At 46.5% G+C, this 25,390-nt stretch carries 26 protein-coding genes; 3 read left to right on the forward strand and 23 right to left on the reverse strand.

The annotated features are described in order from the left end of the window. Nucleotides 1-297 precede the first annotated feature (297 nt). Both Q9R36_RS01655 and Q9R36_RS01660 read right to left on the reverse strand, forming a co-directional pair. On the reverse strand, nucleotides 298-3,438 hold the full coding sequence (locus tag Q9R36_RS01655; protein ID WP_311224434.1) for an SMC family ATPase: 3,141 nt from the start codon (nucleotides 3,436-3,438) through the stop codon (nucleotides 298-300). Further along, nucleotides 3,435-4,580, reverse strand: a complete 1,146-nt coding sequence (locus tag Q9R36_RS01660; protein ID WP_311224435.1) for an exonuclease SbcCD subunit D — start codon at nucleotides 4,578-4,580, stop codon at nucleotides 3,435-3,437. Before Q9R36_RS01660 ends, Q9R36_RS01655 begins: the two co-directional genes overlap by 4 nt. A gap of 255 nt (nucleotides 4,581-4,835) precedes the next feature. Here Q9R36_RS01660 and Q9R36_RS01665 point away from each other — a divergent pair, with 255 nt between their 5' ends. Continuing rightward, nucleotides 4,836-4,988: a hypothetical protein gene (locus Q9R36_RS01665; RefSeq protein WP_009791060.1), complete on the forward strand. Its 153-nt coding sequence runs from the start codon at nucleotides 4,836-4,838 to the stop codon at nucleotides 4,986-4,988. Nucleotides 4,989-5,057: 69 nt separating this feature from the next. On the opposite strand, the gene Q9R36_RS01670 is transcribed toward Q9R36_RS01665, so the two are convergent. The 8 genes from Q9R36_RS01670 to Q9R36_RS01705 form a co-directional block, all read right to left on the reverse strand. Beyond that, complete coding sequence (locus tag Q9R36_RS01670; protein WP_009791059.1) at nucleotides 5,058-5,258, reverse strand: cold-shock protein; 201 nt, start codon at nucleotides 5,256-5,258, stop codon at nucleotides 5,058-5,060. Nucleotides 5,259-5,458: 200 nt separating this feature from the next. After that, entirely contained in the window at nucleotides 5,459-5,626 is a 168-nt protein-coding gene (locus Q9R36_RS01675) for a YvrJ family protein (RefSeq protein ID WP_022543781.1), read from the reverse strand. 91 nt (nucleotides 5,627-5,717) lie between these two features. After that, the gene (locus tag Q9R36_RS01680) at nucleotides 5,718-5,936 is read right to left on the reverse strand and encodes a DUF2922 domain-containing protein (protein WP_022543780.1); all 219 of its coding nucleotides are present in this window, start codon (nucleotides 5,934-5,936) and stop codon (nucleotides 5,718-5,720) included. A 30-nt stretch (nucleotides 5,937-5,966) separates the two neighbouring features. Next, a complete protein-coding gene (locus Q9R36_RS01685; protein WP_094767325.1) occupies nucleotides 5,967-6,185 on the reverse strand; it encodes a DUF1659 domain-containing protein in 219 nt (72 codons plus the stop codon). 514 nt (nucleotides 6,186-6,699) lie between these two features. Next, entirely contained in the window at nucleotides 6,700-6,993 is a 294-nt protein-coding gene (locus tag Q9R36_RS01690) for a DUF3817 domain-containing protein (protein ID WP_022543779.1), read from the reverse strand. Nucleotides 6,994-7,089: 96 nt separating this feature from the next. Beyond that, entirely contained in the window at nucleotides 7,090-8,043 is a 954-nt protein-coding gene (locus tag Q9R36_RS01695; protein ID WP_311224436.1) for an ArsA family ATPase, read from the reverse strand. Nucleotides 8,044-8,053: 10 nt separating this feature from the next. Next, the gene (locus tag Q9R36_RS01700) at nucleotides 8,054-8,317 is read right to left on the reverse strand and encodes a cory-CC-star protein (protein WP_009791053.1); all 264 of its coding nucleotides are present in this window, start codon (nucleotides 8,315-8,317) and stop codon (nucleotides 8,054-8,056) included. A 55-nt stretch (nucleotides 8,318-8,372) separates the two neighbouring features. Next, nucleotides 8,373-10,118, reverse strand: a complete 1,746-nt coding sequence (locus Q9R36_RS01705) for a carbon starvation CstA family protein (RefSeq protein WP_009791052.1) — start codon at nucleotides 10,116-10,118, stop codon at nucleotides 8,373-8,375. 204 nt (nucleotides 10,119-10,322) lie between these two features. On the opposite strand from Q9R36_RS01705, the gene Q9R36_RS01710 reads away from it, so the two are divergent. Next, nucleotides 10,323-10,616 (forward strand): phage holin family protein, encoded by a 294-nt coding sequence (locus Q9R36_RS01710; RefSeq protein ID WP_371931605.1) that lies wholly within the window; start codon nucleotides 10,323-10,325, stop codon nucleotides 10,614-10,616. A 321-nt stretch (nucleotides 10,617-10,937) separates the two neighbouring features. Continuing rightward, complete coding sequence (locus Q9R36_RS01715; protein WP_094767328.1) at nucleotides 10,938-11,180, forward strand: hypothetical protein; 243 nt, start codon at nucleotides 10,938-10,940, stop codon at nucleotides 11,178-11,180. 54 nt (nucleotides 11,181-11,234) lie between these two features. Here the strand turns inward: Q9R36_RS01715 and Q9R36_RS01720 are convergent, their stop codons facing one another. The 13 genes from Q9R36_RS01720 to Q9R36_RS01780 all read right to left on the reverse strand — a co-directional run bounded on the left by Q9R36_RS01720 (nucleotide 11,235) and on the right by Q9R36_RS01780 (nucleotide 25,137). After that, nucleotides 11,235-11,540, reverse strand: a complete 306-nt coding sequence (locus tag Q9R36_RS01720) for a DUF3219 family protein (RefSeq protein ID WP_311224437.1) — start codon at nucleotides 11,538-11,540, stop codon at nucleotides 11,235-11,237. Nucleotides 11,541-11,880: 340 nt separating this feature from the next. Further along, a complete protein-coding gene (locus Q9R36_RS01725; protein ID WP_311224438.1) occupies nucleotides 11,881-12,891 on the reverse strand; it encodes a VanW family protein in 1,011 nt (336 codons plus the stop codon). Nucleotides 12,892-13,117: 226 nt separating this feature from the next. Further along, nucleotides 13,118-13,978 carry a sugar phosphate isomerase/epimerase family protein gene (locus tag Q9R36_RS01730; protein WP_009791044.1) on the reverse strand — a complete coding sequence of 287 codons (861 nt, stop codon included), beginning with the start codon at nucleotides 13,976-13,978 and terminating at the stop codon, nucleotides 13,118-13,120. Between the two features lie 58 nt (nucleotides 13,979-14,036). Then, entirely contained in the window at nucleotides 14,037-14,819 is a 783-nt protein-coding gene (kduD, locus tag Q9R36_RS01735; protein ID WP_311224439.1) for a 2-dehydro-3-deoxy-D-gluconate 5-dehydrogenase KduD, read from the reverse strand. Between the two features lie 27 nt (nucleotides 14,820-14,846). Then, nucleotides 14,847-15,677, reverse strand: a complete 831-nt coding sequence (gene kduI, locus Q9R36_RS01740; protein WP_311224440.1) for a 5-dehydro-4-deoxy-D-glucuronate isomerase — start codon at nucleotides 15,675-15,677, stop codon at nucleotides 14,847-14,849. A 28-nt stretch (nucleotides 15,678-15,705) separates the two neighbouring features. Next, a complete protein-coding gene (locus Q9R36_RS01745; protein WP_311224441.1) occupies nucleotides 15,706-16,719 on the reverse strand; it encodes a PfkB family carbohydrate kinase in 1,014 nt (337 codons plus the stop codon). 34 nt (nucleotides 16,720-16,753) lie between these two features. After that, nucleotides 16,754-17,371: a bifunctional 2-keto-4-hydroxyglutarate aldolase/2-keto-3-deoxy-6-phosphogluconate aldolase gene (locus Q9R36_RS01750; RefSeq protein WP_311224442.1), complete on the reverse strand. Its 618-nt coding sequence runs from the start codon at nucleotides 17,369-17,371 to the stop codon at nucleotides 16,754-16,756. Between the two features lie 38 nt (nucleotides 17,372-17,409). Then, nucleotides 17,410-18,903 carry a UxaA family hydrolase gene (locus Q9R36_RS01755; RefSeq protein WP_311224443.1) on the reverse strand — a complete coding sequence of 498 codons (1,494 nt, stop codon included), beginning with the start codon at nucleotides 18,901-18,903 and terminating at the stop codon, nucleotides 17,410-17,412. Further along, nucleotides 18,900-20,363 (reverse strand): tagaturonate reductase, encoded by a 1,464-nt coding sequence (locus Q9R36_RS01760; protein WP_311224444.1) that lies wholly within the window; start codon nucleotides 20,361-20,363, stop codon nucleotides 18,900-18,902. Before Q9R36_RS01760 ends, Q9R36_RS01755 begins: the two co-directional genes overlap by 4 nt. A 72-nt stretch (nucleotides 20,364-20,435) precedes the next feature. After that, nucleotides 20,436-21,431: a LacI family DNA-binding transcriptional regulator gene (locus Q9R36_RS01765; protein WP_311224445.1), complete on the reverse strand. Its 996-nt coding sequence runs from the start codon at nucleotides 21,429-21,431 to the stop codon at nucleotides 20,436-20,438. A 92-nt stretch (nucleotides 21,432-21,523) separates the two neighbouring features. After that, nucleotides 21,524-22,960 (reverse strand): glucuronate isomerase, encoded by a 1,437-nt coding sequence (gene uxaC / locus Q9R36_RS01770; RefSeq protein WP_311224446.1) that lies wholly within the window; start codon nucleotides 22,958-22,960, stop codon nucleotides 21,524-21,526. Between the two features lie 353 nt (nucleotides 22,961-23,313). After that, nucleotides 23,314-24,264, reverse strand: a complete 951-nt coding sequence (locus tag Q9R36_RS01775; RefSeq protein ID WP_224896657.1) for an aldo/keto reductase family protein — start codon at nucleotides 24,262-24,264, stop codon at nucleotides 23,314-23,316. A 108-nt stretch (nucleotides 24,265-24,372) separates the two neighbouring features. Beyond that, nucleotides 24,373-25,137 carry a Nif3-like dinuclear metal center hexameric protein gene (locus tag Q9R36_RS01780; RefSeq protein WP_311224447.1) on the reverse strand — a complete coding sequence of 255 codons (765 nt, stop codon included), beginning with the start codon at nucleotides 25,135-25,137 and terminating at the stop codon, nucleotides 24,373-24,375. Between the last annotated feature and the right edge of the window lie 253 nt (nucleotides 25,138-25,390).

Below are 25,390 nucleotides of genomic sequence, written 5' to 3' on the forward strand. Positions count from 1 at the left end.
CGCAGCTTTTCTCACGGGTATCATGCATTGATTACTCTTTATTCTATACATGACTCTGCCCGGTCTAATGTACACATGCATCGATTACCCTCTATTCTATGCATGTGTCGGCTCTCTCCATTGCTCTCATGCATCGATTACTCTCTATTCTATACATGGCTCTGCTCTTTCCCCTTACACTCGTTCATCAATTACACTTTTCTATATAAAACAACACCCTTGCCCTTCCTGCTCCAATCATCAAACATCCCAACGCAAACCAAACAGGGCAGGAATCCAATTCCTGCCCCGTTCATTTTATCCGTTTAAAAAGTGGAATTCAGTCCTGCTTCCCTGCTGGGTTGCGGTGACTTCAAGCCTGACATCGATGCGCTCCTTCAGTTCAGGCACATGGGAGATGATGCCCACAAGCCTTCCTGTGCTCTGGATGTCGATCAGGGCTTCTATGGCCTGGTCAAGTGATTCAGGATCAAGAGTACCGAACCCTTCGTCGATGAACATCGTTTCAAGCGAGACACCGCCAGCATATTGCTGGACAACTTCTGCCAGACCCAACGCAAGCGACAATGCCGCCTTAAAGCTCTCCCCGCCAGACAGTGTCTTTACATGGCGCTCCTGGCCTGTGTACTGGTCAAAAATGAGCAGTTCAAGTCCGCTTTGAACATTTCCTTTGGAACGGTCCGTCTTCCTTAGAAGCCGGTATCTGCCGCTCGTCATCTTGCCCAGCCTGACATTTGCTTCCCGCAGGATATCATCAAGGAAAGCTGCAAGCACATAGCGCTCAAATGTAATCCTGAATGTATTCTGTCCCTTGGAAATCTCAAACAGATGGCCAAGGAGGTGATACTGCTCCTCAAGCTGTTTGATGTCTTCGTTGATTTCTGTGACCTTTTTGTGGATTTCCCCGTTTTCCCGCTTTTTCACGAGCAGGCCGGTATACTGCTCCTGCAGTGCAGCCAGCAGCTTGTCCACTTCCCCGAATTGCTCCTTCAGGGCCTGGATATCAGGCTCCTTAACATCCTTCAGTAATTCTGTAAGCTCATGGTACCTGTCGGCAGCGGAGCGGAGTTCTTCCCGATAGCTTCTGAGCTCTGCCTGCAGGCCCTCAAGCTCCCTTTCATTCCTTTTGGCATGATGATAGTCCTGGTATACAGTAAAGCCCTGCCCGACCATCCTGTCCCGGAACAGCTCCCGCTCGGCGGAAAGCTTATCGCCGGTCTGCTTCAGCTGGTTTTCCGCAACCTCAAGGCGAGTCTTCTCATTAGAATGCTTTTCCCTTGTATCGGTATAGGCAGCCTGTGCCTCTTCCAGCCTCTTAGTAAGTTTTTGCTGATGCTGTTTGGCCGCCTGCAGCTCTTCCTCATATGCCTGCCGGGAGCGGAGGTTTTCAGGAACAGTTTCCATCATTCTGGAAAGCACTGTATTTTTCTCCGCAAAAAGAATGCCTGCTTCCTGATTGTCCGCTGCGGCCTGGCGAAGCTCATCAGCTTGCCTGCTTTTCTCACTTTCAGCTCTTTTGATTTCCTGCTCAAGCCTGTCAGCCTGAGCCGCTTTCCTGCGGAACCCTGCAAGCTCACTTTCCATCCTGCTTCTTTCCGAGAGGAGCTCCTGTTTATAGGACGTGATGCTATCCTCTGAAAGCCCCGGTTTTTGTTCTGCCACTCTGGCAGCAAGTTCAGCAATCGACTCTTTCAGGCTGGTGGCTGCCGACTGGATTTCATAATAGCGTGACTCTGCCTTCGAGCGGTCCTCCTCGCAAGAGAGCTGCTGCTTCTTTGCTGCCTCAATATCCTTTTCATCGGGAAAATCCGGGCCGCCGGATACGGCAGGCAATGGATGCTCCATGGATCCGCATACAGGGCATGCTTCTCCATCCTGAAGCTTGCCGGCAAGTATGGCCGCCTGGCCATGCAGCCATTTCTGCTCAAGCTCTGCCACGAGCTGCCTGGCATCTTCAGCGCGGGCCTGCTGCTTTTCCAGCAGCTGTTTTTGCTGTTCCAATTTTTCAAGAGAATCAGCCAGCTTCTGTTCCTGACTCTCATATTTATTGATATTTTCAAGAAGAGATTGGGAGCCTTCAAGCTTCCTCTCCATTTCCACGGATTGCAGGAGGCTTCCATCGGCCTCTTTTTTCTCAGCATTGAGCCTTTTTAATGTTTCCTCCCACTGCTTCTGGCCTGCTTCAAGATTCTCTATTGTTTGTCTCGTGGAATCGAGCCTCTTTTTTAGTATTTCAGCCTCTGATTTAGTTTTGGACAGGGCGAGGACATCTTCTTTCATCACCTGCAGCCTTGAGACTGCTTCCGCTGACTCGTTTCTTTCAGCTTCCCTGTTCTTTTCATGCTGATATGCGGCTTCTTTTTGCTGGAGAAGCTGATATAATGCCTCCGTACTTTTCTCGAGCCGTTCAAATTCAGCTTTGCAAGAGTCCAAATCACTTTTCAGCTTATGGCACAGCTCTTCCTGCTGCTCAAGTATTGCCGCCTTTTGAGCGAGGATGATTTCCTGCTCTTTTGCTTCTGACCATTCCTTCCGGCTTTCCAGCTCTTCTTTTTTCGCCTTGAGCTCCTCTTTTTGAGCCAGCTGCTTCAGGACTGCTTCTGCCTCATAGATTTTCTGCTGGAGAGAATCCCTTTCCTCCTGCTTCTTACGGCCCTCATGGACAAGCTTATCCATTTCCCCGTTTAAAAGCTCGATCTCTTTTTCGAGCAGCCGGAGGATTCTGCTGTCGTTCAGCGTATCTTCTTCCAGAGCTACGATCAGGTCTTCCTGATAGGAGGCATGGATTCCATGCAGAAGTTGGTTTCTCCTGTCAGCCTGCTTTTCGACACTCTTCTTCAGCTCTGTCGCTTCAGTCCTCAGCTTTTCTTCGATTTTTTTATAGATCTCCGTATGGAACAGCCTTTGGAGGATAACCTCTTTTTCTTTGCTGTCTGATGTGAGCAGCTTGCGGAATTCCCCCTGTGGAATCATCAGAATCTGCCGGAATTGGCTGCTGTCGATGAGCATGATCTCTTTTATCTTCTCATCCACATCCCTGACATTGGCAGCGAGCAGCACTTTCTCATTTTTTTCATCATACATATAAAGCTCGGCCCTGGCGCCGATTGACGTGAAGCCTTCGCCCCGCTCCTTCTTTTTTTCCTGCTGTGGAGAACGTGTGATATAGTAGGTCCGGTCGCGCAGCGAGAATTGAAGCGATACCTCTGTCAGCAGATTATTCTCAGCGAATTGGCTTCTAAGCTCAGGACCGTTCCTGTCTTCCCCGCTTGCTTTTCCATAGATGGCATAGCTGATGCCATCAAAAATAGTGGTTTTGCCCGCGCCGGTCTTTCCTGAAATCACAAACATGGTTTTGCTGCCGAGTGAGGAGAAATCAATCTCTTCGGTCCCTGCATAAGGCCCGAATGCCTGCATTGCCAGCTTCAAAGGCTTCATTTCAATCCCTCCTCCTTCAGCACAGACTGGATGATATCCGCAATCGCTGACTTTTTATCCTCTGTGAATTCAGCTTCTGTCATTTCTTTATAAAATTGCTCAAAAAGATCCAGTTCGGATTTTTTCTCTTCTTTCACAGCCTGGAAGGCTATTTTCCTTTTCAGGTCGGTCTGTTCGATTTTTCTGTCCAGATGGAGGACGTTCGGATATAACTGCCGCAGTTTGCCCATCGGATCAATGAGGCTGCCGTCATCCAGCAGGGTGATTTTCAGATAATCCAAATGATTCTGCCCTTCCGCAAACGATGGATCGAGAAGCTCCTCCAGATAGCCTTCCACCTCGCGCATATCCTGCTTGGGAGCAAGAGAGTGTTCGCGGATGTCAAAAGAGCCATTATCATTCATCTCAATGATGGAAACTGACTTTTTCTGCTTGGCTTCAGAAAAAGAGTACTTCAGCAGTGAGCCGGCATACCTGACTGTATCATGCTTGATGGCGTCCGGGCTGTGAAGATGGCCGAGCGCCGTATAGGAGAAAGGCGCAAAAAGATCCGCAGTGACGCAGCCGGAACCGCCGACAGATAAAGTCCTTTCAGAATCGCTGGTCTGTCCTCCCAGCACGAAGGCATGGCCGACAAGCACATTCGGTTCATTAGGATTGATTGTTTCTTCCATTTTTCCGATAAGGCTCTTCATGGCATCCTGATGGGAGTGGATGGAATCGTCTCCCAATAGCTGCCTGACAGTACCGGGTTCTGCATAAGGGACCAGGTAGAAGTTAACGCCATTTATATGTACAGGACGAAAGCTGGCTTCAATATTGCCGTTCAGATAAAACTGGCTGTGCTGATACCACGAGCTGCCGAAAGACAGTCGTTCAGCACTGTCATGGTTCCCGGAAATCGCCACAATCGGCGTTTTAAGATCAATATTAAGCTTAAACAGGGTTTCGTCCAGCAGGCGTACAGCATCTGTCGGCGGGACAGAACGGTCATAAAGGTCGCCTGCTATAACAATGGCGTCCGGCTTTTCTTCCTCCACCAGTTTGACAAACTGCTGCAGCACCTCCCGCTGATCATCTGTCATATACACACCATGGACAAGCTTGCCCAGATGCCAGTCTGCCGTATGGATAAACTTCATGATTCTCCCCCTCTTTTAACCTTATTGCTTCTATTTCAGAATCCTATCATTATATCAAAAAGAGGATAGTGATGGTTTCTGAAAAAATAGGAATCTTTCATCCAGAATGTTTGTTCTCTTATTTTAACAGAAAACGCACTTTCTCACCGAGGAAATTTTTCCAGAAAAGACTGAATTTACTTAGGCAGGTTTCAAATGGCTCATGATGGGTATATAGTAGTAGTAATATAAGACTAAAATGGGGGCAGAGAAAAAATGACAGAACAAATGATTTTTTTAAATGAATTGAAAGAGTTATTGAATGAATACTGCCGCTGCAATGTAAAGCCGGTCAAAAAGGCTATTTATAAAGATATCCTTCTGATCTGCAGGGCATTTGCCAATATGGATGAAGGCCGCGCCGCTTGAAGCCCCTGCTTTTTAAATAAAAAAACAGTCCAGCCGCGGAGGCTGAACTGCGATATATGGTATTTCTAATTATAGTTTAGTAACGTTAGCCGCTTGAGGTCCGCGAGCTCCTTCAACAACTTCGAAAGAAACTTCTTGGCCTTCTTCCAGGGATTTAAAACCTTCTGATTGGATAGCAGAATAGTGAACGAATACATCGTTTCCGTCTTCAGCTTCGATGAAACCAAAACCTTTTTCTGCATTAAACCATTTTACTTTACCGTTTTTCATAAGAAAAATCCTCCTAATGGCCAGCTTCAGCCATGTGTAAATTCACCATTTACAGCGCATATAGCTTTTACGAATCTAAACTTCTCCAAGCAAGTATTAACCTCTGGAACAAGCAGCTTTGCAAATCTATCACGGTGCAGAACGGCTGATTTAAATGTAGCATTATTCCAATTTACTGTCAAGGATTGGCACCTGTTTCATTATAGGCCGGAAGCACTGTCATGCCTGGCTTTTTCCTTTAAACTGCCGGGCAGATTCTGTATGGATTGCACCACTGAATCCAGCTTCGCCTCAATCCGGTGAAGCAGATACAAAGTGACAACAATCGGGAATCCTACATCGCTGATTAATGGAATTAATTGGTCCATACTGTTCCTCCTCCTAAGGCTTTTGGTCTCTTCTTCAAAGAGTTCTAATAAAGAAAGAGGCCGGCCCATGACGGCACCGGCCCTGCTTCTATTACACTAGTTCATAGTCAGTTACATTGCGGTCAATTACTCTGGCTCCTTTGACAGAAACCAGCTTTCCGCTAGGCCCTGCAAAAATGTCAGCTGCGATCAGCTCTTCCATTGCCTGCTTCACGGCGGCCGTATCGATTGGTTCTTTTGGTGAATCTACTGTCAGGGATGCGGTTTTGCCGTTTTCAGTGAGAAATTGGATTTCCAGTGTTTTAGCCATCATCTCACCTCCTTTCCCGATTCATTTTTATTAGGCGATTACATCAAAGCTGTCGTTTCTTTGAACAGAGTTGACAGGATGTTCGCTTAGAGATCCGAACGCCTGGGCTGCCTGGTGAAGCTGGTCAGCGGTAGCTGAGTTTTTTACATTGGACAATGTCTTGGACTTGTAAATCGGATCGCCTTTTTCGTTCATTCCTGTTTCGAAGTAGATTCGAAGGCTGGTAGCTGTTGCAACTGTTTGTGCCATCGTGCATCACCTCCTTTCACCTTCTATATATAGATTTGCCGGCGAAAAGGACATGGGTGATGAAATTTTTTAAAAATGAAGTCTATCTTATGGGGCGTGTGAAATAGTGTTTCAGACGCTTAAAATAATAAAATGGTCGGAATACAGATAGAGGCAGGCGTAATGGCCGGGGAAGCCGTCGAAGAAAATGAATTTGTCTGCGAGTCTAAAAAAATATAAGATATGTGAGATCGCTATCGAATTCTAGAAGCCCTGATGATTGGAGTGGAAGGCACGCAGACTCCTGCGGGATTGCAGCGGCAGAGCTGAGACCCCGCAGGAGGTACGACGAGGAGGCTCAGCGCCGCCCCGCGGAAAGCGAAGTGCCTGGAACGCAAATCAGCAGCCCCCTTTAATAAATATAACTATTACTTCAATGTATTGAAGCTGCTGTAGGTTGATCAAGCACTGATCATTATCCATAGGACTTACAATTTAAAAATTTCAAAACAAAAAAAGCCGGGAAACCGGCTTTTCAGGCAAATCTCGATTTTCTCAGCCTTGAATCCAAAACGAAATTGCCGAATGGGATAAAAGCTACAGCCAATGCACTTGCGACCCATATAAAGGACCAGCGGACCTTAAAGGTCACATAGGCGATGATGAACAGGTATGTAACAAACAAAAATCCATGCAGGGAACCTACTACAGTAACCGCTTCCGGAAATCCGGCAAAATACTTCAAAGGCATCGCGATAAACAGCAGGACCAGCAGCGAGCCTCCCTCAAGAAACCCCATGATGCGAAAGCGTCCTATCGGTGTGTTCATGGTCAATCCTCCCCTTTCCAATCAAGGTCAAAGCCCTTTCATTGCTATCATATAGGCTTGCTTACAAAAAATCCAGTGGCTCTTGAACCACTCCTGTTATTCTATGCTTTTCACCAGTTCGGAGCTTAAATGCCTGGCAAACACGCCTAGATGAGCAGGCTCTGATATATCATGATGAAACAGGGGAATATGGATATTCTTCATAGCAGAGAACACCTTGCTGATCTCATTAAGATGCTGATTTTCATTTTCTCTTCTCATCTTCATGAAACGGCCGTCTGCTTCTTCCGGTATCACTTTATTGACTATGACTGCCTCCGTATGAAGTCCATGGCCAGCCAGGACCCTAACCGCTTTTTCTGTTTCGAGGATCGGGAGACGCTCGGCATTCAGGACGAACAGGCAGGCTGCAGACTGGCTGTCCAAGAGGATTTCCCGCACTTTGGCAAACTTATTTTTGCGGATGAGAAGCTTTTCGTATATGGGATCCTCAACTGGTTCCCCGTCATTCATCCATTGGGCGAAGTTATCGTTATTTTTCTTTCTTCTTTGAAGCAGCCCGTCTATCCAGGCACTCATCAGCTCAGGAAGTGTCAGCAGCCGGATTGTATGTCCTGTCGGGGCAGTATCAAACACAATGGTATCGTAGGCGGCCATTTCATCAAGCAGCAGGGAAGTGATCCGGTCGAATACGGCCGCTTCATCGGCGCCTGGAGAAGATGCGGCCAAATCGATCTGGCGGTATACCTCTTCAGCCATAGACGCTTTGACCAAGCCTTTGAGATTGCCTTTTACCTCTTCAATATATCTTTTAGCTTCTCTCTCAGAATTAATTTCAAGAATATCGAGGTTCCGGCTGACATTCATGATACCCTGACCAGGCTTAAGATGGAACAGGTCCCCAGTATTATGGGCAGGATCCGTTGAAACGAGCAGAACTTTTTTTCCTTTTTCTGAAAGCAGCAGGGCAAGCGCCGCAGAACAGGTGCTTTTCCCTACTCCCCCTTTTCCTCCGACAAAATAAACCTTTTTATCCAGTATCAGTTTCATAGCCTCCTTTTCAGCAGCAGCGGATTCCGTCAAGCGGAGACTTTTCCATCCCCATCCGGAGATGCCACTCATGGAATTTCTCGATGATATGCGGATAAAGCTCCAGCGTGTAATAAAAAGCTGGATTGGGCAGCCCTGCCATTTCCGAGAAGCATAAAAGAATGAATAAATCCTCTTCATCCCTGAGCTCCCTCACAATTTCGGCCCGATGCGGGAGCCTCAGCACCTCATCATAAAAAGCAGCAGCCTTTTTCAGCTGTGACAGCAAGTCCATCACTTTCGCCTCCTCTCAGTCAGAAAAAGCAATGGCCGGCAATGCCGGCCAGGCTTTAGAAATGATGGGTTGTGTCTGCTGGCGGGGCATCCCTCCTGAAAGCTGCAAATGCTTCCAGGATGATCCAGAAAACAAACACAAGTATCAGCCCTCCCAAAATAAACAGAAGCATATTGGCGTCTGCTGTACCTAATCCTGACCAGTCAAATACAACCTGCTTGATCATCGCCCACAGAGTCATAATGAATACAAAAACCATCGGTATGAAAGTAACGAGGAAATTCCTGCCCTGGCGCTTCAGCCAGATGCTGATCAGCAAAAGGCTGACTCCTGCCAGAAGCTGATTGCTTGTTCCGAAGAGCGGCCATAGCAGATACCCGCCTGAACCAAATCCATTCGGACCCTTAGGAAGCAGCACCAGCGCTGCACTTGCAACAACAGCTGCCGATGTGGCGACATGGGCTTTTGTGAGCGGCTTGAAATTGTATTCTTCGCCTATTTCCGCAATGATATAGCGCATCAGCCGGACTGATGTATCAAGCGTTGTCGCAGCAAAACTGACGACAATGACAGAAACAATCGTCTTTGCAATATCAGCAGGTATCCAGACGCCGGTTGCCAGCTGGGCCGCTCCATTGATGAATGACCCGAGCCCTCCTGAGCTTGCAGCGGCAAAGCTGCTGTAAGCAGCCGTGAAGTCACCCTGTGAGGCGAATAAGGTAATGACAGCGATGATGGAGATTAAGGCAAGTGCCCCTTCCCCTACTGCCCCAAGGTAGCCTACAAACCTGGCATCAGTTTCTTTATCAAGCTGCTTGGAAGAAGTACCGGAGGAAACTAGCCCGTGAAAGCCTGAAATCGCACCGCAGGCAATCGTGATGAATAATAGCGGCAGCCAGGAAGGGTCCGCAGCGCTCGCATTAACAGCAGGTGCTGTCACCTTCGGCTGCAGGAATACAAGTCCCGCATACATGATGACAAGGCCGACGACAAGCTGATGGGAGTTGATATAGTCCCGAGGCTGCAGCAGCTTCCATACCGGGAGAATTGAAGCGATATAGCAATACACCATTAAAATGACGATCCAGATAAAAAATGACATGGCAACGCCGTCAAGGCCAAAAAGGACCTCAGCTTCCGCTCCGCCAAAGTATTTCGGCAAATCGATCTGCAGGGCAGGCACCATGCTCGCAAGTACGGCGGTTCCGTACATGACAACGAGGGCAATGATGGAGGGAATAAGCATTTCTTTTTTCCGCTTGTATACGGCATACCCGATCCAGATGGCGAGGGGTATTTCGATGAACACTGGCAGGACGCTCGCAGGAAACTGGATGAAAAGGTTTGAAATAACCCAGGCAAATACAGCATTCACCATAAGGACTAAAATTAAGATAATGAATAAGAACATCATTTTTGCTCTTTTGCCTATTAATTTGCTTGTGATGGTTCCAATTGACTGCCCTTTATTCCGGACAGAGAGTACGAGTGTGCCGAAATCGTGGATTCCTGCTGCAAAAACAGTCCCGAGAATGACCCACAAAAAGGCAGGCAGCCACCCCCAATATACTGCAATAGCTGGTCCCACAATCGGGGCAGCCCCTGCAACTGATGTAAAATGATGGCCCCAAAGGACAAATTTATTGGTGGGCACAAAGTCAACCCCATCCTGGTATTGATGAGCAGGAGTGACATAGTTGGGATCAAGTCTGTAAATCTTTTCTGCCACCCATTTTGAGTAATACCTGTAGCCTGCCGCAAAAACAAGCATGCCGATAACAGCCAGCCAAATCGAATTCAATTCTATAACCTCCTTTTATCACCTGGTATCAATTACATCATAATGAAAGCGCCTTCTTATAGTCAATATATTCCGAATATTTTTATAGATTCACTCATTATTGATGCTTACGGCATACGGCAATAAAACAGGCAAAAAATCACAGCAGGCATAGGATGTACCATTAGCAGCATATCTTACCGGCATTCGCATACCATGAAGGAGGTGGCTATTTTGGACTTGCTTCAATTTCTGAACCAGAAATATATCATGCTTGTGCCGGCGCTATGGGTCATTGGATTGGCTTTGAAGCACACACCCTGGGTTCCTGACTGGACCATCATCTGGATTCTTTTGCTGCTGTCAGTCGGCTTTGGGGCGTTTGCCTTTGGCTTCTCCATCAACGGGATCCTGAACGGCGTTATTGCTGCAGGGGTCGCTGTGCTTGGACATCAAATGTACAAGCAGTCATTTCTCGGCAAACCTGCAAACAGGAAAAAAGACAAGCATAAAGACTAAGGGGAGGCTTGCTGTTTTTTAGATATGATCAGTGAATACCGGAGACATGCTGCTCTTTTGATTTCAAAAAAAACACCATAAAAGCATTCAGCTTTCATGGTGCCCGTCTATAAAAACGGCAGCTCAGCACCTGCAGCAGCAGATACTGAAATATACGGAGGAGATCTTCCCTAACAATATATTTCAATTCTTCGGAAAAAGTGTGGACAAATCATCTCAACGTTTTCATTAATTTTCGGTTGTTATTCAGCAAAACGGCTTATAATTAGAGAAATGGGGGTAAAAATGGAACAGCACCGTAGAGACATAAGAGGTGATGCTATGGAATGGAGAGGTTTATTCATCAATAACCCGGACAGGCAGATAGAAATATCCATTTACCCTGCAGGGAACACGAAAGATGGAGAGGAAGGGTATGTTGCCATGGCCAGGGAACAGATCCGGCAAATTACCGTCCAGGAGTTCTCAAAAAGCCGGCTGAAGGCTGTAAGGATGGCATTATCCCTTCTTGAAGATGAAATCCTATTGCATTTAAAATACGACCAGGACAATACTCCGCAATAATCAGGCAAGAAGAAGGGAAACAGGCTGCAGCGCTCTGATTCCCGCTTTTTGTTTTCAGTCCTCTTCCCCGTCTGTTTCCTTCAGCTCCAGGTGGAATTCCCCGACAGCATCTTCCTCGTACAGATTCGTTAAAGAGGTATAATATTTATCGATCATTCCCCGAAACTCCAATGCATCCTCAGGCACCGATACATCAAAATACAGATCATATAACAGGGTAGTGATATCATGATATTCCTGATGGCTCACTTTGAAGGCAAAAGAGAGATGAATGGCCTGCTCCCCTTTTTCAGCCAGTGTTTCCTCTTTATAGTTGTATACATCAATCCGGTTCCCATTCAGGATTACCTGCTTGGCCATGAACGAATTCCTCCTTTTTCTTATTCATCTTGAAACGGACAAGATTGGCTTATTTTATGTAAGAATTCTTGGTTAAATGAATCGTACACCTTTATTTACAGGAATTCAAACAACTTGATTTCCAAAAAAAAAGAGCTCCAAAGGGGAAGCTCTTTCTCATTCGTCTTCTTCTGGCGTATTCATATGTTCTTCTTCATCTATCAGGTAAGTCCAGTCGCTTTTTATCATATTGTCCCAGAGTTTTTCAATGATTTTCATGGATGAATCCCTCTCTTCGGTGAATTGTTACTACATAATTACCCGATTTTTGGAAGAGATAACATCCAATTTATAGAAATAATCAAGTTCTCTTCTTAATGACATCTGCATACTGCTTGGAGGTCCGGACCTCAACGGTCAGCTGTCCGTTTGCCATGACAGTTTTCAGCAGGAACGGGGCCCCGGCTTTATTCTGAAATCGGAAATCCTTGCCGCCGTAGGAAACAGTGGCATCCCTGCCGACGGGCACATAACCGACCGTAACAGAATGATGGTGCTTCTCTACATAGTCTACCCCCACCTGATCGACTGCATTGAAGAGGGTTGACGAAGTCTGGCAGATTCCGCCGCCTATGCCCATGACCAGCTTTCCATTGATAGCCTCCTGAGCCGGCTGATAGCCATGTGCCTCATCGCTTGGCCCTACTGTTGTGTTAAAGGAGAAATAATCGTCGACGCCCACAATCACATTTTGAATTGCCTGGGCAGACAACTCGATATTCTTAGTCCTTCCTGCTACAGAACTATTAAACTTGGTTGTATAAGAGGCAACCACCACTTCGCTTAAATGGGCAGCGTCCTCCGGCTTATAGCCGCTTTCGGAAACGATGAGCGGCAGTTCAACATTTCCCCCCTCAGCAGAAGCCTCAATCACCTTTGCGGTCAGCTCCGCTTCCTCGAGGATCGTCCTTGGATTCCCTTTTACAATCCCACCGTTCGCATCGATCCGGTCAGGGAACATCCTTTTGTCATAGCCGGGACTTGCATCTGTCCCTCTTGCCAGGCCCTTCGCCCATTGGCTGATTTGCTGCTTATACTTTTCCAGATCATTTTCATAGCCCATTTCCTCGGGTTTAAACGTCTTAATGATTGCTTTCGTGTTCGGATCTATCACCTGGACCACTACCGGTTCTTTTGCTTCTTCAGCCAGTTTTTCCTGTTCCTGCTTTTCTTTCTCCTTCTGAAGCTGGCTTTCGAGTTCATTCACTTTTTCCTTTAGGTTCTCCTCCTTGGATGCCTGGTCCGCACACCCGCCCAAAACTGCCAAACTGCCAATCAACAAAGCTGCCATCCATCTTCTGCTTTTTGTCATGAGTCCCCCAACCCTGTTTTTTATTTCCAAAAACCACAAACTTCTATCCTGAAAACAGCTTTCGCTTATCATCTTATTCTTCAATATGAAAGGTATTCCCGGTGCAGCTAGGAACTATCTACTATTTTACAATAAAATGGATTCTTTATAAAGAATTAGGGGAATTGGGAATGAAAGGAAGCAGTTTGGCTGAACGAAAAACACTCCCCGGAGGAAGTGACCATTTTTACCTTAAGAGTCCTTTTCCAATGCTTCTGCTGCTGAATTTCATTCTTAAATAGTCAGCACATCCTTCAATATCCGGTTCTTTTGTTCCTTCCATGAGAACCTGGATATACGGCTTTCGATCTTTAAGCAGCTTTGAGATCAGGCTATAGTTTAACAGGCCCTGTCCTGCCGGAACGATCTTCACCTGGTCCTCTTCGACAACGAAGTCTTTTGCATGGAAAATGGCGATTTTTTCCCCAAGAAGTTCAATAGCTTCTGCTAACAGCTCATCCTGCCTATGATAGTTTTCAACCGTAATGAGGTTAGCGGGATCAAATATGACCTGGACATTATTTGAATCTACAAGGTCCAAGAGGCGTTTGAGCCTATCAGCTGAGTGGACTGGATGATTCACCCCTGCTTCTACACCGACAATTACACCGAATCTTTCAGCTTCAAGGGCGAGCTCGGCAACACTTTCCACTGCGTCTAAAAAGGGCTTTTCCTCAAAATTTCTTTCACTATAGCCCATTTCAGGAAGAACACTTCCAGTCTCGGTACCGACGATGCTGCAGCCAAAATCCCTTGCATACCGGATATGCTCTTTAAATTTCTCCAGTCCTTTTCGCCTCTCTGACAGGTCTGGGTGAATGAGATTAACATAACAGCCAAGTACAGCAATTTGGACGCCGGCATCTCCGAATGTCTTTCCGATGTAACGGGAAAGACCCGGCGAAAGGGTTCCCGGTGATGGATAAAGAGCAGGAAGGGATTTTCCCAGAGCAAGCTGAATACATGAAAACCCCTTGCGGCCAATTTCTTCTGCCAGCTCTTCCAATGAATCTTTTTCAATATCGTGGGCTCTGATTCCAAGGTTCATCTTAGTCTCCTCCTAATAAGAAAGCCGCACTCTTGTACGGCTTCTTTCATATATTCTCTTATCGTACGAGCCAGCCTCCATCCACCGCTAAAAGATGTCCGTTCATATAGCTGGAAGCGTCACTTGCCAGGAACACAACGGCCCCCATCAGGTCGGCAGCCTGCCCCCATTTCCCTGCAGGAATCCGTGAAAGAATTTCTGCATTCCTCTTTTCATCAGACCTGATTGCAGCTGTATTATCTGTCGCAATATAGCCAGGTGCAATCGCGTTTACCTGGATATTGGATTCTGCCAGCTCATTTGCAAACGCCTTTGTCAGACCTGCCACTGCATGCTTGCTTGCCGTATAGGAAGGGACGAATTTTCCTCCCTGGAAAGACAGCATGCTCGCAATATTAATGATTTTCCCGGATTTCTGTTCAGCCATTACTTTTGCTGCCTCCTGGCTGAGCAGATAAAGTGAATTCAAATTAACTTCCAATACAGCATCCCAGTCTTCTTCTTTATACTCAAGAAGCGGGGCACGGCGGATCGTACCTGCATTATTGACAAGGATATCAATTTTTCCGTATTCATTCAGACAGGCGTCTACTGCTTCTTTAATCTTTGTTCGATCGCTAAGGTCTGCCTGGAAGAATACCGCCTTCTGCCCTGTTTCTTCTATTAATTTTTCAGTTTCCTGCCAATCGCCGCTTCTGGAAATGACAAACAGGTCGGCCCCTGCCTTGGCAAGCGCTGCCGCATATGCCTGGCCAAGGCCTTTGTTTCCGCCTGTTACGATTGCAGTCTTGCCGGCAAGGCTGAACATATCCATTGAAAAAGAACTTGGTGCCTCTGTCATACGAAATCCTCCGTTTCTATCAGTCTCTTATCGCAATTCTTCCATTTTGACATGGTCCATATCGGTATAAGTGATATTCTCTCCGCACATTCCCCAGATGAAGGTATAATTGCTTGTTGCCGTGCCGGTATGGATGGACCAGCTCGGGGAGATGGCAGCCTGTTCGTTCTTCATAACAAGATGCCTTGTTTCATCAGGCCTTCCCATGAAGTGGAACACACGGGTATCTTCCTCCATATCGAAATAGAGATATACCTCCATTCTCCGCTCATGGGTATGGCACGGCATCGTATTCCAGACGCTTCCCGCAGACAGCATCGTTAAGCCCATCTGCAGCTGGCAGCTCTCACAGACATTTGGATGGACATACTGATAGATTTTCCGCTCATTCAAGGTGCCCGGCTCACCCATTTCCAGCGGCTTGATTTCATTGATATCAATTTTGACCGTCGGATACTGGTGATGGGCAGGTGTGGAGTTGATATAGAATTTGGCTGGCTGTGCGGCATTTTTGGAACGGAAAAGTACTTCCCTCGTCCCTTTTCCAACATATAATCCGTCCCTGGCCTGCATATCATATTCTGTGCCATCAAGGATGACCGTGCCGTCCCCGCCAATATTGATGATGCCGAGCTCACGCCGCTCCAGGAAATAATCGACGCCCAATTCCTTGTCCAGCTTGATTGTCAGTTCATTCTCAGCAGGTGTAACACCGCCAAAGATCATCCGGTCATTATGTGTATATGTCAAGTGGACCTGCCCTGATTCAAACAGTGTTTCCACCAGGAACTCTCTTCTTAAATCATCGGTCGTATACTTCTTCATGTCCTCGGGATGAATCGCATAGCGTGTTTCCATTGTGCATTCTCCTTTTCAATCATTATTTTCAGCGGAGTATTTTTCCTGGTTCACTTCCCGCCAAAGCTAACACTTCTTCCTTTGTAAATGAATTGCTGTCTCCATGGACTGTGTGTTTAAGAGCTGAAGCCGCTGTCGCAAAATCTGCCGTCATTTGAGGATCCCACCCCTCCAGCACACCAGCAAGAATCCCGGCCATAAAGGCATCCCCTCCGCCAACCCTGTCCACGATAGGCTCTATATGGTGGACCTTAGACTGAAAAAGCCGGCTTCCAGTGTACAGATTCCCCTGAAGCGTGTTGCTTGTGGCTGATTTGATTTTCCGGAACGTAGAGCAGATATACCGGATGCCGGGATATGAAGCAGCCAGTTTACGATAATAGTTTTGCAGCCTTTCCGTTTGTGAAAGAGAGCTATCTGCAGACTCCATCCCCAAGAGATGGATGCTGTCCAATTCCCCGCATGAACAGATATCTGCATATGGAAGCAGTTTCTTTAAGGCTTCCCCGGCTTCTGACTGGCTCCAGAGCTTTCCGCGGTAATTGAAGTCAAGGCTTGTCAGCGCCCCATATTCCTTAGCTTTCTTGAAAGCGAGGAGTGCAAGCTCCCTGAGCTCAGGAGAAAGGGCCAGTGTGATTCCGCTTACATGAAAAAGTGAAGCATCGCGCAGCATGCCGTCCAAATCTACTTCTTCAGGCACCAGTTCCGAGAAGCTCGAATGCTTGCGGTCGTATGTGACCTGGGCGCTTCGTTCCCCTGTCCCTGATTCCAAATAGTAGGTGCCGAGGCGGTCTCCGCCTTTTAAAAGGAAATCTGTCCGGACGCCATTTCCTTTTAAATGCCTTTCTGCCCCTTGTCCTAAAGGGTTGTCAGGCACCTTGCCTGCAAAAAAAGATTCATAGCCAAAGTTGGCCAGGGATACAGCGACATTAGCTTCTGCACCGCCATAGTGGACGGTAAGGCCTGCTGCCTGGGAAAGCCTTACGCCCTCTTCTGTCGAAAATCGCAGCATAATTTCTCCCAACGTAACAATCTTCTTCATTGCAGTTCCTCTTTCCTTGCTTCTTTGACAATTTTTATATATTCTGCAGACATTTCGGTAATTTTTTCATAGTTTCCTGTTTTGGCAGGCGCCGCCAGGTTCCCGCCAACCCCAACTGCCACACAGCAGTTCTGATCCATTCCCCGGCATTTTCCAGGCTGACTCCACCTGTCGGCATGATATTAGCCTGCGGAAGCGGCGCCTTGACCGATTTAATGAAGTCCGGTCCAAAGGCATTGCCAGGAAATAGCTTGATAATATCTGCCCCGTATTCCAGCGCTGCCTTCATTTCTGTAATCGTCATGCAGCCGGGCATATAGGGCACCTGATAAAGGTTGCACAGCTTAGCAGTCTCTCTGTCAAAGGCCGGGCTGACGATAAATTCAGCGCCGGCGAGAATGGCAATCCTCGCTGTCGCCGCATCCAGGACAGTTCCGGCCCCCAGAACGACACTCGAGTCATCTGCAAAATATCCTGACAATTCCTTTAAGACAGCTTCAGCTCCATCAATGGTAAAGGTGATTTCAATCCCGGCAATTCCTCCCTTTACACAGGCTTCTGAAATTTTCACGGCCTCTTCACTTGAGTCGGCCCTGACAACCGCCACCACTCCGGATTCAATCAATCGATTCAATATGTTCAGCTTCTTCATAATTGCCTCCCCGGCAGAAATTGTTTTGCATTTCCCGCCTATAAAGTGACTCCGCTCTTAAAAATTGAAATTTCCCTGAAATCGTTTTTCTCGTTATTGACCAATTCCCCGCTTGCCACACTGATGATATAGTCCGTGAACTGCTGCAGTACTTCATCAGCGGAAATTTCTTCTTCAAGGAGTGTACCTGCATTGAAATCGATCCAATGGGGCTTTGTTTCATAAAGCTGGGTATTGGTCGAGATTTTCATCGTCGGCACAAAGGTTCCGAACGGGGTTCCCCTGCCTGTGGTGAACAGGACAATATGGCAGCCTGCTGCGGCCAGTGCAGTGGAAGCAATCAGATCATTCCCTGGCGCGCTGAGAAGGTTCAGCCCTTTTTTACGGAGAGTACCGCCGTATGGCAGGACATCAACCACCTTGGAGGTTCCGGCTTTCTGGGTGCAGCCAAGAGACTTATCCTCAAGAGTGGTGATGCCTCCCGCTTTATTGCCTGGTGATGGATTCTCATAAACCGGCTGTTTATGTTCAAGGAAATAGCCTTTAAAATCATTGATCAGGCTGACAACCTTTTCAAAAACCTCTTCGTTTTCCGCCCTTTCCATAAGGATGGTTTCTGCACCGAACATTTCCGGCACTTCAGTCAATACGGTCGTCCCGCCCTGGGCGATCAGATAATCAGATAAGCGGCCGAGCAAAGGGTTGGCGGTTATGCCCGAGAACCCGTCAGATCCTCCGCACTTCAGGCCGATGTTCAATTCAGAGAGCGGAATATCCTCCCTTTTATCATCCTTGGCTGCTTCATAGATTTCTTTCACGAGCTGAAATCCAGCTTCAATCTCATCAGATACTTCCTGGGATACGAGAAATTTAACCCGGCTTTCATCCACTGTTCCCAGAGACTTCCTGAACTCCTCCATCTCATTGTTCTCACAGCCAAGCCCTAAAACAAGCACGCCGCCTGCATTGGGGTGATGGACTGCATCAAGAAGGATTTGCTTCGTATTTTCATGATCATCCCCCAGCTGGGAGCAGCCATAGCTGTGCTTAAGAACCAGGGCTTGATCAAATGGATTTTGGCCGCCGGCATGCTTTTCAAAGCGGCTGATGATTTTTTCAGCAATTCCATTCACACAGCCGACCGTCGGGACAATCCATAATTCATTGCGGATTCCGGCTTTGCCGTTCCTGCGCCGATAGCCCTTAAAGGTTCTTTGTTCATTGCGGAAAGGACTGTCTGCAAAAGCAGGGGAGTAGCTGTATTCTTCCTGGCCGGAAAGATTCGTTTTCGTATTATGGGTATGGACCAGCTCTCCCTGGCCGATCGCTGCTGTTGCATGCCCGATTGGATAGCCGTACTTTACGATATTTTCATTCTCATTAATCCCGGCTGCTGCAATTTTGTGCCCGCGGCGGATATCCTCGCGCAAAATGATGGATTGGCCATCCACTGTTAATTCAGCGCCAGCTTTCAGGTCTTTTAGTGCGAGAATAATATTGTCTGCCGGATTGATTTTAAGAAAATCTCTCATTCTAGTTCCCCCCTAGCCAGGACAGGCTTGTCGATTACGCGCTGAAGCGCTTTCTCAATGCCTGTTTCTTCTATTTCCCTGAGATATCCAGCCACTGCTTCCTTAAGGCCTGCAATCCCGGTGAGATCCCTGCCCCAAAGCTTTTGTTCTTTCAGAAAGTTAGCCGACAGCTGCTCTATCCCAATCTGCTTTTTCTCAAAGCTTCGCCATTCCGATTGAAGGATTTCGAGTACCGTACTGCTGTCTTCCACATCCATTTTCTTGTATAAATACAATAGGCAACATAAGGAAAAGACGATTTTTGCCGGCAGTTTTCCTTCTTCTTTTATATAATCAAGCAGGGCCGGCAGGTTTCTGGCAGAAAATTTCGACACTGAGTTCAAGGAAATGCTCTTTAGGTAATGCTTGATATAAGGGTTGGCAAAACGGTTCATTACCTCTTCTGCATACTGCTCCAGCTCTTTTCTGTCCCCATCAAGTGCCGGAAGGATTTCCTCTTCGATCAGCTTTTTTATAAAAAGACCCACCTCAGGATGTTTCACAGATTCTTCAACTGTTTCAAGCCCGGAAAGGAGTGCCAGGGGCGTCATTGCCGTATGAGCACCGTTTAATATCCTTACTTTCCTTGTACGAAAAGGAGTGATGTCATCAGTGATGACAAGATTCAGTCCAGTCCCTTCAGCAGGCAGCTCATCTTTTAGCCAGGACGGCCCCTCTATAGCCCAGAGATGATAATGCTCCCCTGTTACAAGGAGTTCGTCTTCATAACCAAGCTCTTCTGTTTTCTCCTCCAGGCTATCCTTCGGGAAACCCGGGACAATCCGGTCCACCAGTGTTGAGCAGAACACATTGGCATGATCAATCCAGCTTTTGAAATCCTCGCTAAGATTCCATGAATCTGCGTATTGGAGAATAATTCCCTTCAATTTTCCGCCATTTTCTTCAACCAATTCACACGGAAGGATGATGCAACCATATTTTTCATCGCCCTTAAAGGCCAGGTAGCGATGGTATAAAAAACCTGCCAGCTTTCCGGTAAACCCCTTCTGCGGACGGTCCTCCAGCCTGTCATCGGGATCAAAGACCATTCCAGCCTCGGTTGCATTGCTGATGATGAATCTGAGCTCCTTCTGTCCGGCAAGCCTGATAAATTCCTCATAATCTGTTTGAAGATTGATTCCCCTGCTGATTGAATCGATCACCATATGTTCCTTTACAGGGACCCCTTCCTTCAGCCCTTCAAGATAAAGGGTGTACAGCCCATCCTGCCGGTTAAGCCGTTCAATTTTACTGGACCCTCGGGGCTGTACGACAACCGCACTTCCATTGAACCCTTTTTTCTCATTTAAAATTTGAATCTGCCAGTCTGCGAAACCCCTTAAAAAGTTCCCTTCGCCAAATTGAAGGATTCTTTCAGGGAATATCCTTTTGGCATGTGTTTTACTGCTCAGGCGCTCCATATCCTTCCTCCCTTATATTCAATCCTGCACACGTTAACATTTTTACCAGGAGCCCGCTGGCTTCGGGCTGTGCTAGCTAATCCTTTTCACAGAGCTTCTAATGATGAGCTCAGTGTTAACAAATATTTTTTCCGCCTCAAGCCCTCCTTGAACAAGAGAGAGCATTTTTTTCGCACCCAGCAGGCTGATTTGCTCTACAGGCCTCTTCACGGTGGATAGCGGTGGAGTCGTGTATTGTGAATAACCGATATCATCAAAGCCGATAACAGATAGATCATCAGGCACTTTCAGACCTTTTTCAAATGCACAGTTCATGGCACCAATCGCCATATCATCATTAGAGCAGAAAACGGCAGTCGGCGGGTTCTTAAGGGATAAAAGCTGCTCCATGGCCAGAAAGCCGCTTTCCATATCATAATTGCCTTTCACTGCATAACTGCTTTTGACAGGAATGCCCTTCTCAATCAATGCCTTCATATAACCGTCCTTGCGCATCTGAGATGATTTAAAGCTTGAAGTTCCCTCAATGATCGCAATATCCCTATGGCCGTTATTGATCAGAAATTCCACTGCCTGTTTCGAGCCTTCAGCATCGTTTGAGCATATATTGTATACACTTTCTTCTTCTATCTCCCTGTTCAGGACGATTAGAGGAATCTCCTTTTGCAGGACATGGTAGATAAAGGGGTTATCCCGGACGCTTTGGCTCATAAGGATGATTCCGTCAAAACGCTGCCTGTTGATGCTGGAGAAATCCTGATAATCATCGATTCCGCGTATGAACAGATTATAATCCTGAGAAATGGCTCCGTTGACTCCCTTGATTGTATCCGCAAGGAAGCTTGCAGATGTTCCATTTGCGATGCTTGTCAGGAACAAGCCGATTGTATGTGATTTCTGCATAACCAGGCTCTTGGCATTCACATTCGGCGAATAGTTCAGCTGGGAGGCAATTTCAAGGATTTTCCGTTTTGTCGGCTCTTTGATCAGAGGACTGTTGTTCAATGCCCGCGATACAGTTGTATGCGACACATTGGCCATTCTTGCAATATCTTTAATAGTTACCATATATAAACCTTCCTTTTAACCAATCAATGCTATTCATCCTTTTATTATAACCTTCCCTGCCCTCCGGCTCCAAGCCTGGACGTGATCACGGATTATTTAACAGCAGCTGCATGCTGTTTTCCAGCTTCCTGGAATTGAAAATATTCCTCTGCATTATAATAGGAAATCCCTTTGATAATCCGGCTGAGCAGTTCCTTATCATTCGGAACTTCCCCATTTTCGACCCATTCACCGATCAGGCTGCAGACAATCCTGCGGAAATATTCATGCCTGGTATAAGACAGGAAGCTTCTTGAATCGGTAAGCATCCCGATGAACCTGCTGAAGAGCCCCATATTTGCCAAGGCTTTCATCTGATCGAGCATCCCATCCCTCGTATCATTGAACCACCAGGCAGTCCCGAATTGGATTTTCCCAGGTATGCTGCCGTCCTGGAAGCTGTTGATGATGCTGGCAAGAATATGGTTGTCACCCGGATTCAGTGAATACAGGATCGTTTTTGGCAGCCCTCCTGCCTGATCTAAAGAATCAAGCAGACTGACGAGCGGCTTTGCAATCTTGTCATCATTAATAGAGTCGTAGCCAGTATCAGGGCCAAGGGTCTGGAACATCTTCGTATTATTATTGCGGTGGGCATTCATATGGTATTGCATAGCCCATCCCAGGCTGGCATAAAGCTTGCCCAGATGAATAAGCGTATAGGTTTTATACTGCTTTTCCTCTTTCTCGGATACAGTGCCACCTGAAAGCTTTTTAGCAAAAATTTGTGAAACCTCTTCAAATGCTGCTTCTTCATATACAACCTGATCAAGCGCATGGTCGGAAACCCGGCCGCCGAGGGAGTGGAAGAAATGGACTCTTGAATCCAATGCTTCAAGAAGGCTTGCATAGCTGTCAACCGTAATCCCGCTCGCTGCCTCAAGCCGTTCTATCCATTCTTTGTAGCCATGGCGGTTGATTTCCAGACCTTTATCAGGCCTGAATCCTGGTACGACCAGTACCGGAAAGTCCTCCTCCTTTGAAAGAAGCTTGTGATATTCAAGCGAATCGGCCGGATCGTCGGTCGTGCAGATGACCCGGACATTTGATTTCCTGATGATCTCCCGTACTCTGAAATCATCTGTTGCGAGCTGCTTATTGACCTTATGCCAAATGTCTGGTGCAGACTTTTCATTTAAGATGTCATAGATGCCAAAAAAGCGCTGAAGCTCCAGGTGAGTCCAATTGTACAGCGGATTTCCTATTGTCATCGGCACTGTCCTCGCCCAGGCAAGAAACTTATCATAATCGTCTGCATCACCGGTTATATACTTTTCATCAATCCCATTGGCCCGCATTACCCTCCATTTGTAATGGTCCCCATACAGCCAGGCTTCTGTAATATTCTTGAACTTTTTATTTTCATAAATTTCCTTTGGGCTGATGTGGCAATGGTAATCGATGATCGGCAAATCCTTTGCTTGCTCATGATATAAAAATGCAGCCGTTTCATTTTTCAGGAGAAAATTCTCGCCCATAAACTTTTCCATATGAATCACCCTCCGTTATTTGTTAACGTTAACAATTTTCTATAAATTCAGTCTAACAAATTTAGAAAGTTCTGTAAACGACTTTTGTTAACGTTAACATTCTTTTATTCTGCCCAGCTCCTTTCCTTAATTAAAAAGATACTTTGTACTGGTAAACAGTCATTTAAATTGTTTGTTTAGTTTGTTGCCTGGAAAGCAAAAGCACTTTTTTAAAAATGGCTTTGTTAAACATTGTTGTAGCCCAAAATCAACAAGGTACACTCACACAGCCAAAAAAATAAAGAGTCCCGGTAAGATTTATCCCCGGAACCCCCATAAATTTAAATAGCAGAACAACAGCTATAATAATTGCCTTATTCTGCAGTAAGAATTTCTTCAATCTGCTGGAGGCTGTCTTCTTTCAGCTTTACGCCTGATGCCTTTACATTTTCCTCAAGCTGCTCAGGGCGGCTTGCCCCGACAAGGGCGCTTGCTACGTTTGGCTGTCTGAGGATCCAGGCAAGGGCGAGCTGGGATAAGGTAAGATCCTCTTGCTGCGCAATCTTTTCCAGGCTCTCTGCTTTTTCAAGATTACGATCGTTCAGGACACCGTAAAGAGTGCCCAGGTCCTTTTGAGAGGCACGGCTTCCCTCCGGAGGTGCTTCCCCTTTTTTATATTTGCCTGTCAGCACGCCTTGGGCAAGCGGCGAGAACACGACCTGGCCGATTCCATGCTTTTCGCTGACAGGTATGATTTCTTTTTCAATGTTCCGATGCAGCATGCTGTAATTCGGCTGGTTCACGACGATCCGGTCCCACAGCTTCTTATCTGCCAGGTGTACGGCTTCTGTCATCTGCTCTGCCGTCCATTCGCTCACACCTGCATACAATATCTTGCCCTGCCTGATCAGATCATCAAGAGCGCGCAGAGTTTCTTCAAGAGGGGTTTCCGGATGGAAGCGGTGGCAATAGTAGATGTCGATATAATCAAGCCCGAGCCGCTTCAGGCTTGCATCCGCCTGCTCCATGATATGTTTGCGCGAAAGCCCTGAATCATTGGGCCCGTCCCCCATCTTGCCGAAAACCTTCGTTGCAAGCACATAGGAGCTTCTGTCATATTTGGCAAGTGCCTTACCAACGACCTTTTCTGCCTCTCCGCGCATATACACATTCGCCGTATCAAAAAAATTGATGCCTAGCTCATATGCTTTATCTATGGAAGAGGATGCCTTCTGCTCCTCCACATACCCTCCATAGGTGAGCCAGCTGCCGAGGCTGATCTCGCTGACCTTTAGGCCGGTATTTCCAAGACGCCGGTATTCCATGATCATTAGCTCCTTTATTTATGTATTGATAGAGTTTTTTGAAAACTCTATGTATTTTAGTCTATCACCCTTAAAGAAAATTTTCTTTTTAGATGCTCAGAAGATCTTTCATCTTATAGGATTGAGCTCAAAATGTGATTCTTCCAGCTTCATAACTTTGATTTCCGGATGCCTCTGCTTCACTTTCCCTGCAAGAGTCTTTACCCCAAAAATTTCTGTGAAGGTATGGCTGCCTACAAGGAGATTCATTCCGGAAAATTGTGCGTATTGAATGGTATATAAAGAAGCTTCGCCAGTAATATAAGTATCGCACCCGTCATCAAGAGCAAGCTTCAGGTAATCGGTAGAATGGCCGGCTCCTGTCATGATCCCCACCCTCTTGACTTCTTTGCCGTTATTTCTCCAGCGTCTCACCGGTTCATTCAATAGGCGGCTGAGCTTAAATGCCAATTCCTCAAAACCTAAAGGCTCCTTGAATTCACCGATGCCCGGAATGCCGCCATTATCAAAAATAGAATATTGGATGATCTCGTCAATGCCGATTTTCTCCATTAATGAGGTACATGTCCCAAAACGGATATAATCCAGGGGACCATGAATCCAGAAGTGGCTGATCTCATGCTTTTGCAATTTGTTCCTGCATTCTTCATTAAGCCCGTAAATGAAATCCCAGGCGTCATGATGGGTGATAATTAAATCAACCTGACTCCGGACGGCATGTTCGATGGTTTCCAATGATAGATTCGTAGCATAGCCAACGGTTCTGATTTCCTTATCTGTGCTGTTCGTGAAGCCATAATCGTCTTCAAACGTTTCTAAAAGCTCTTTGCCGAATAATTCTTCTATAGTCAAAGTAAACTGGTCGATATCCAATTTTATCCACCTCGTTTTTTCACATTTTAACACAAACCTTTACTGTATTATTAGAAATTTCAAGTATCCCATTACCCTGGGCTTCAATTACACCTTACTGCCTAAATGACAGTCTTATATCTATGCGTCTTAGAATGGAGCTTATAAATAGGAGCATTCACCACAATAAAAGGAAAAAGCAGAATAAAAACCACTATACTAAATAATGATTATTCTTCTACATTTATAATTACTATATAATTTAATTGCGGCA

The organism is Bacillus sp. AG4(2022) (assembly GCF_031844465.1).
GTDB classification, from domain to species: Bacteria; Bacillota; Bacilli; order Bacillales; family Cytobacillaceae; genus Bacillus_AB; species Bacillus_AB infantis.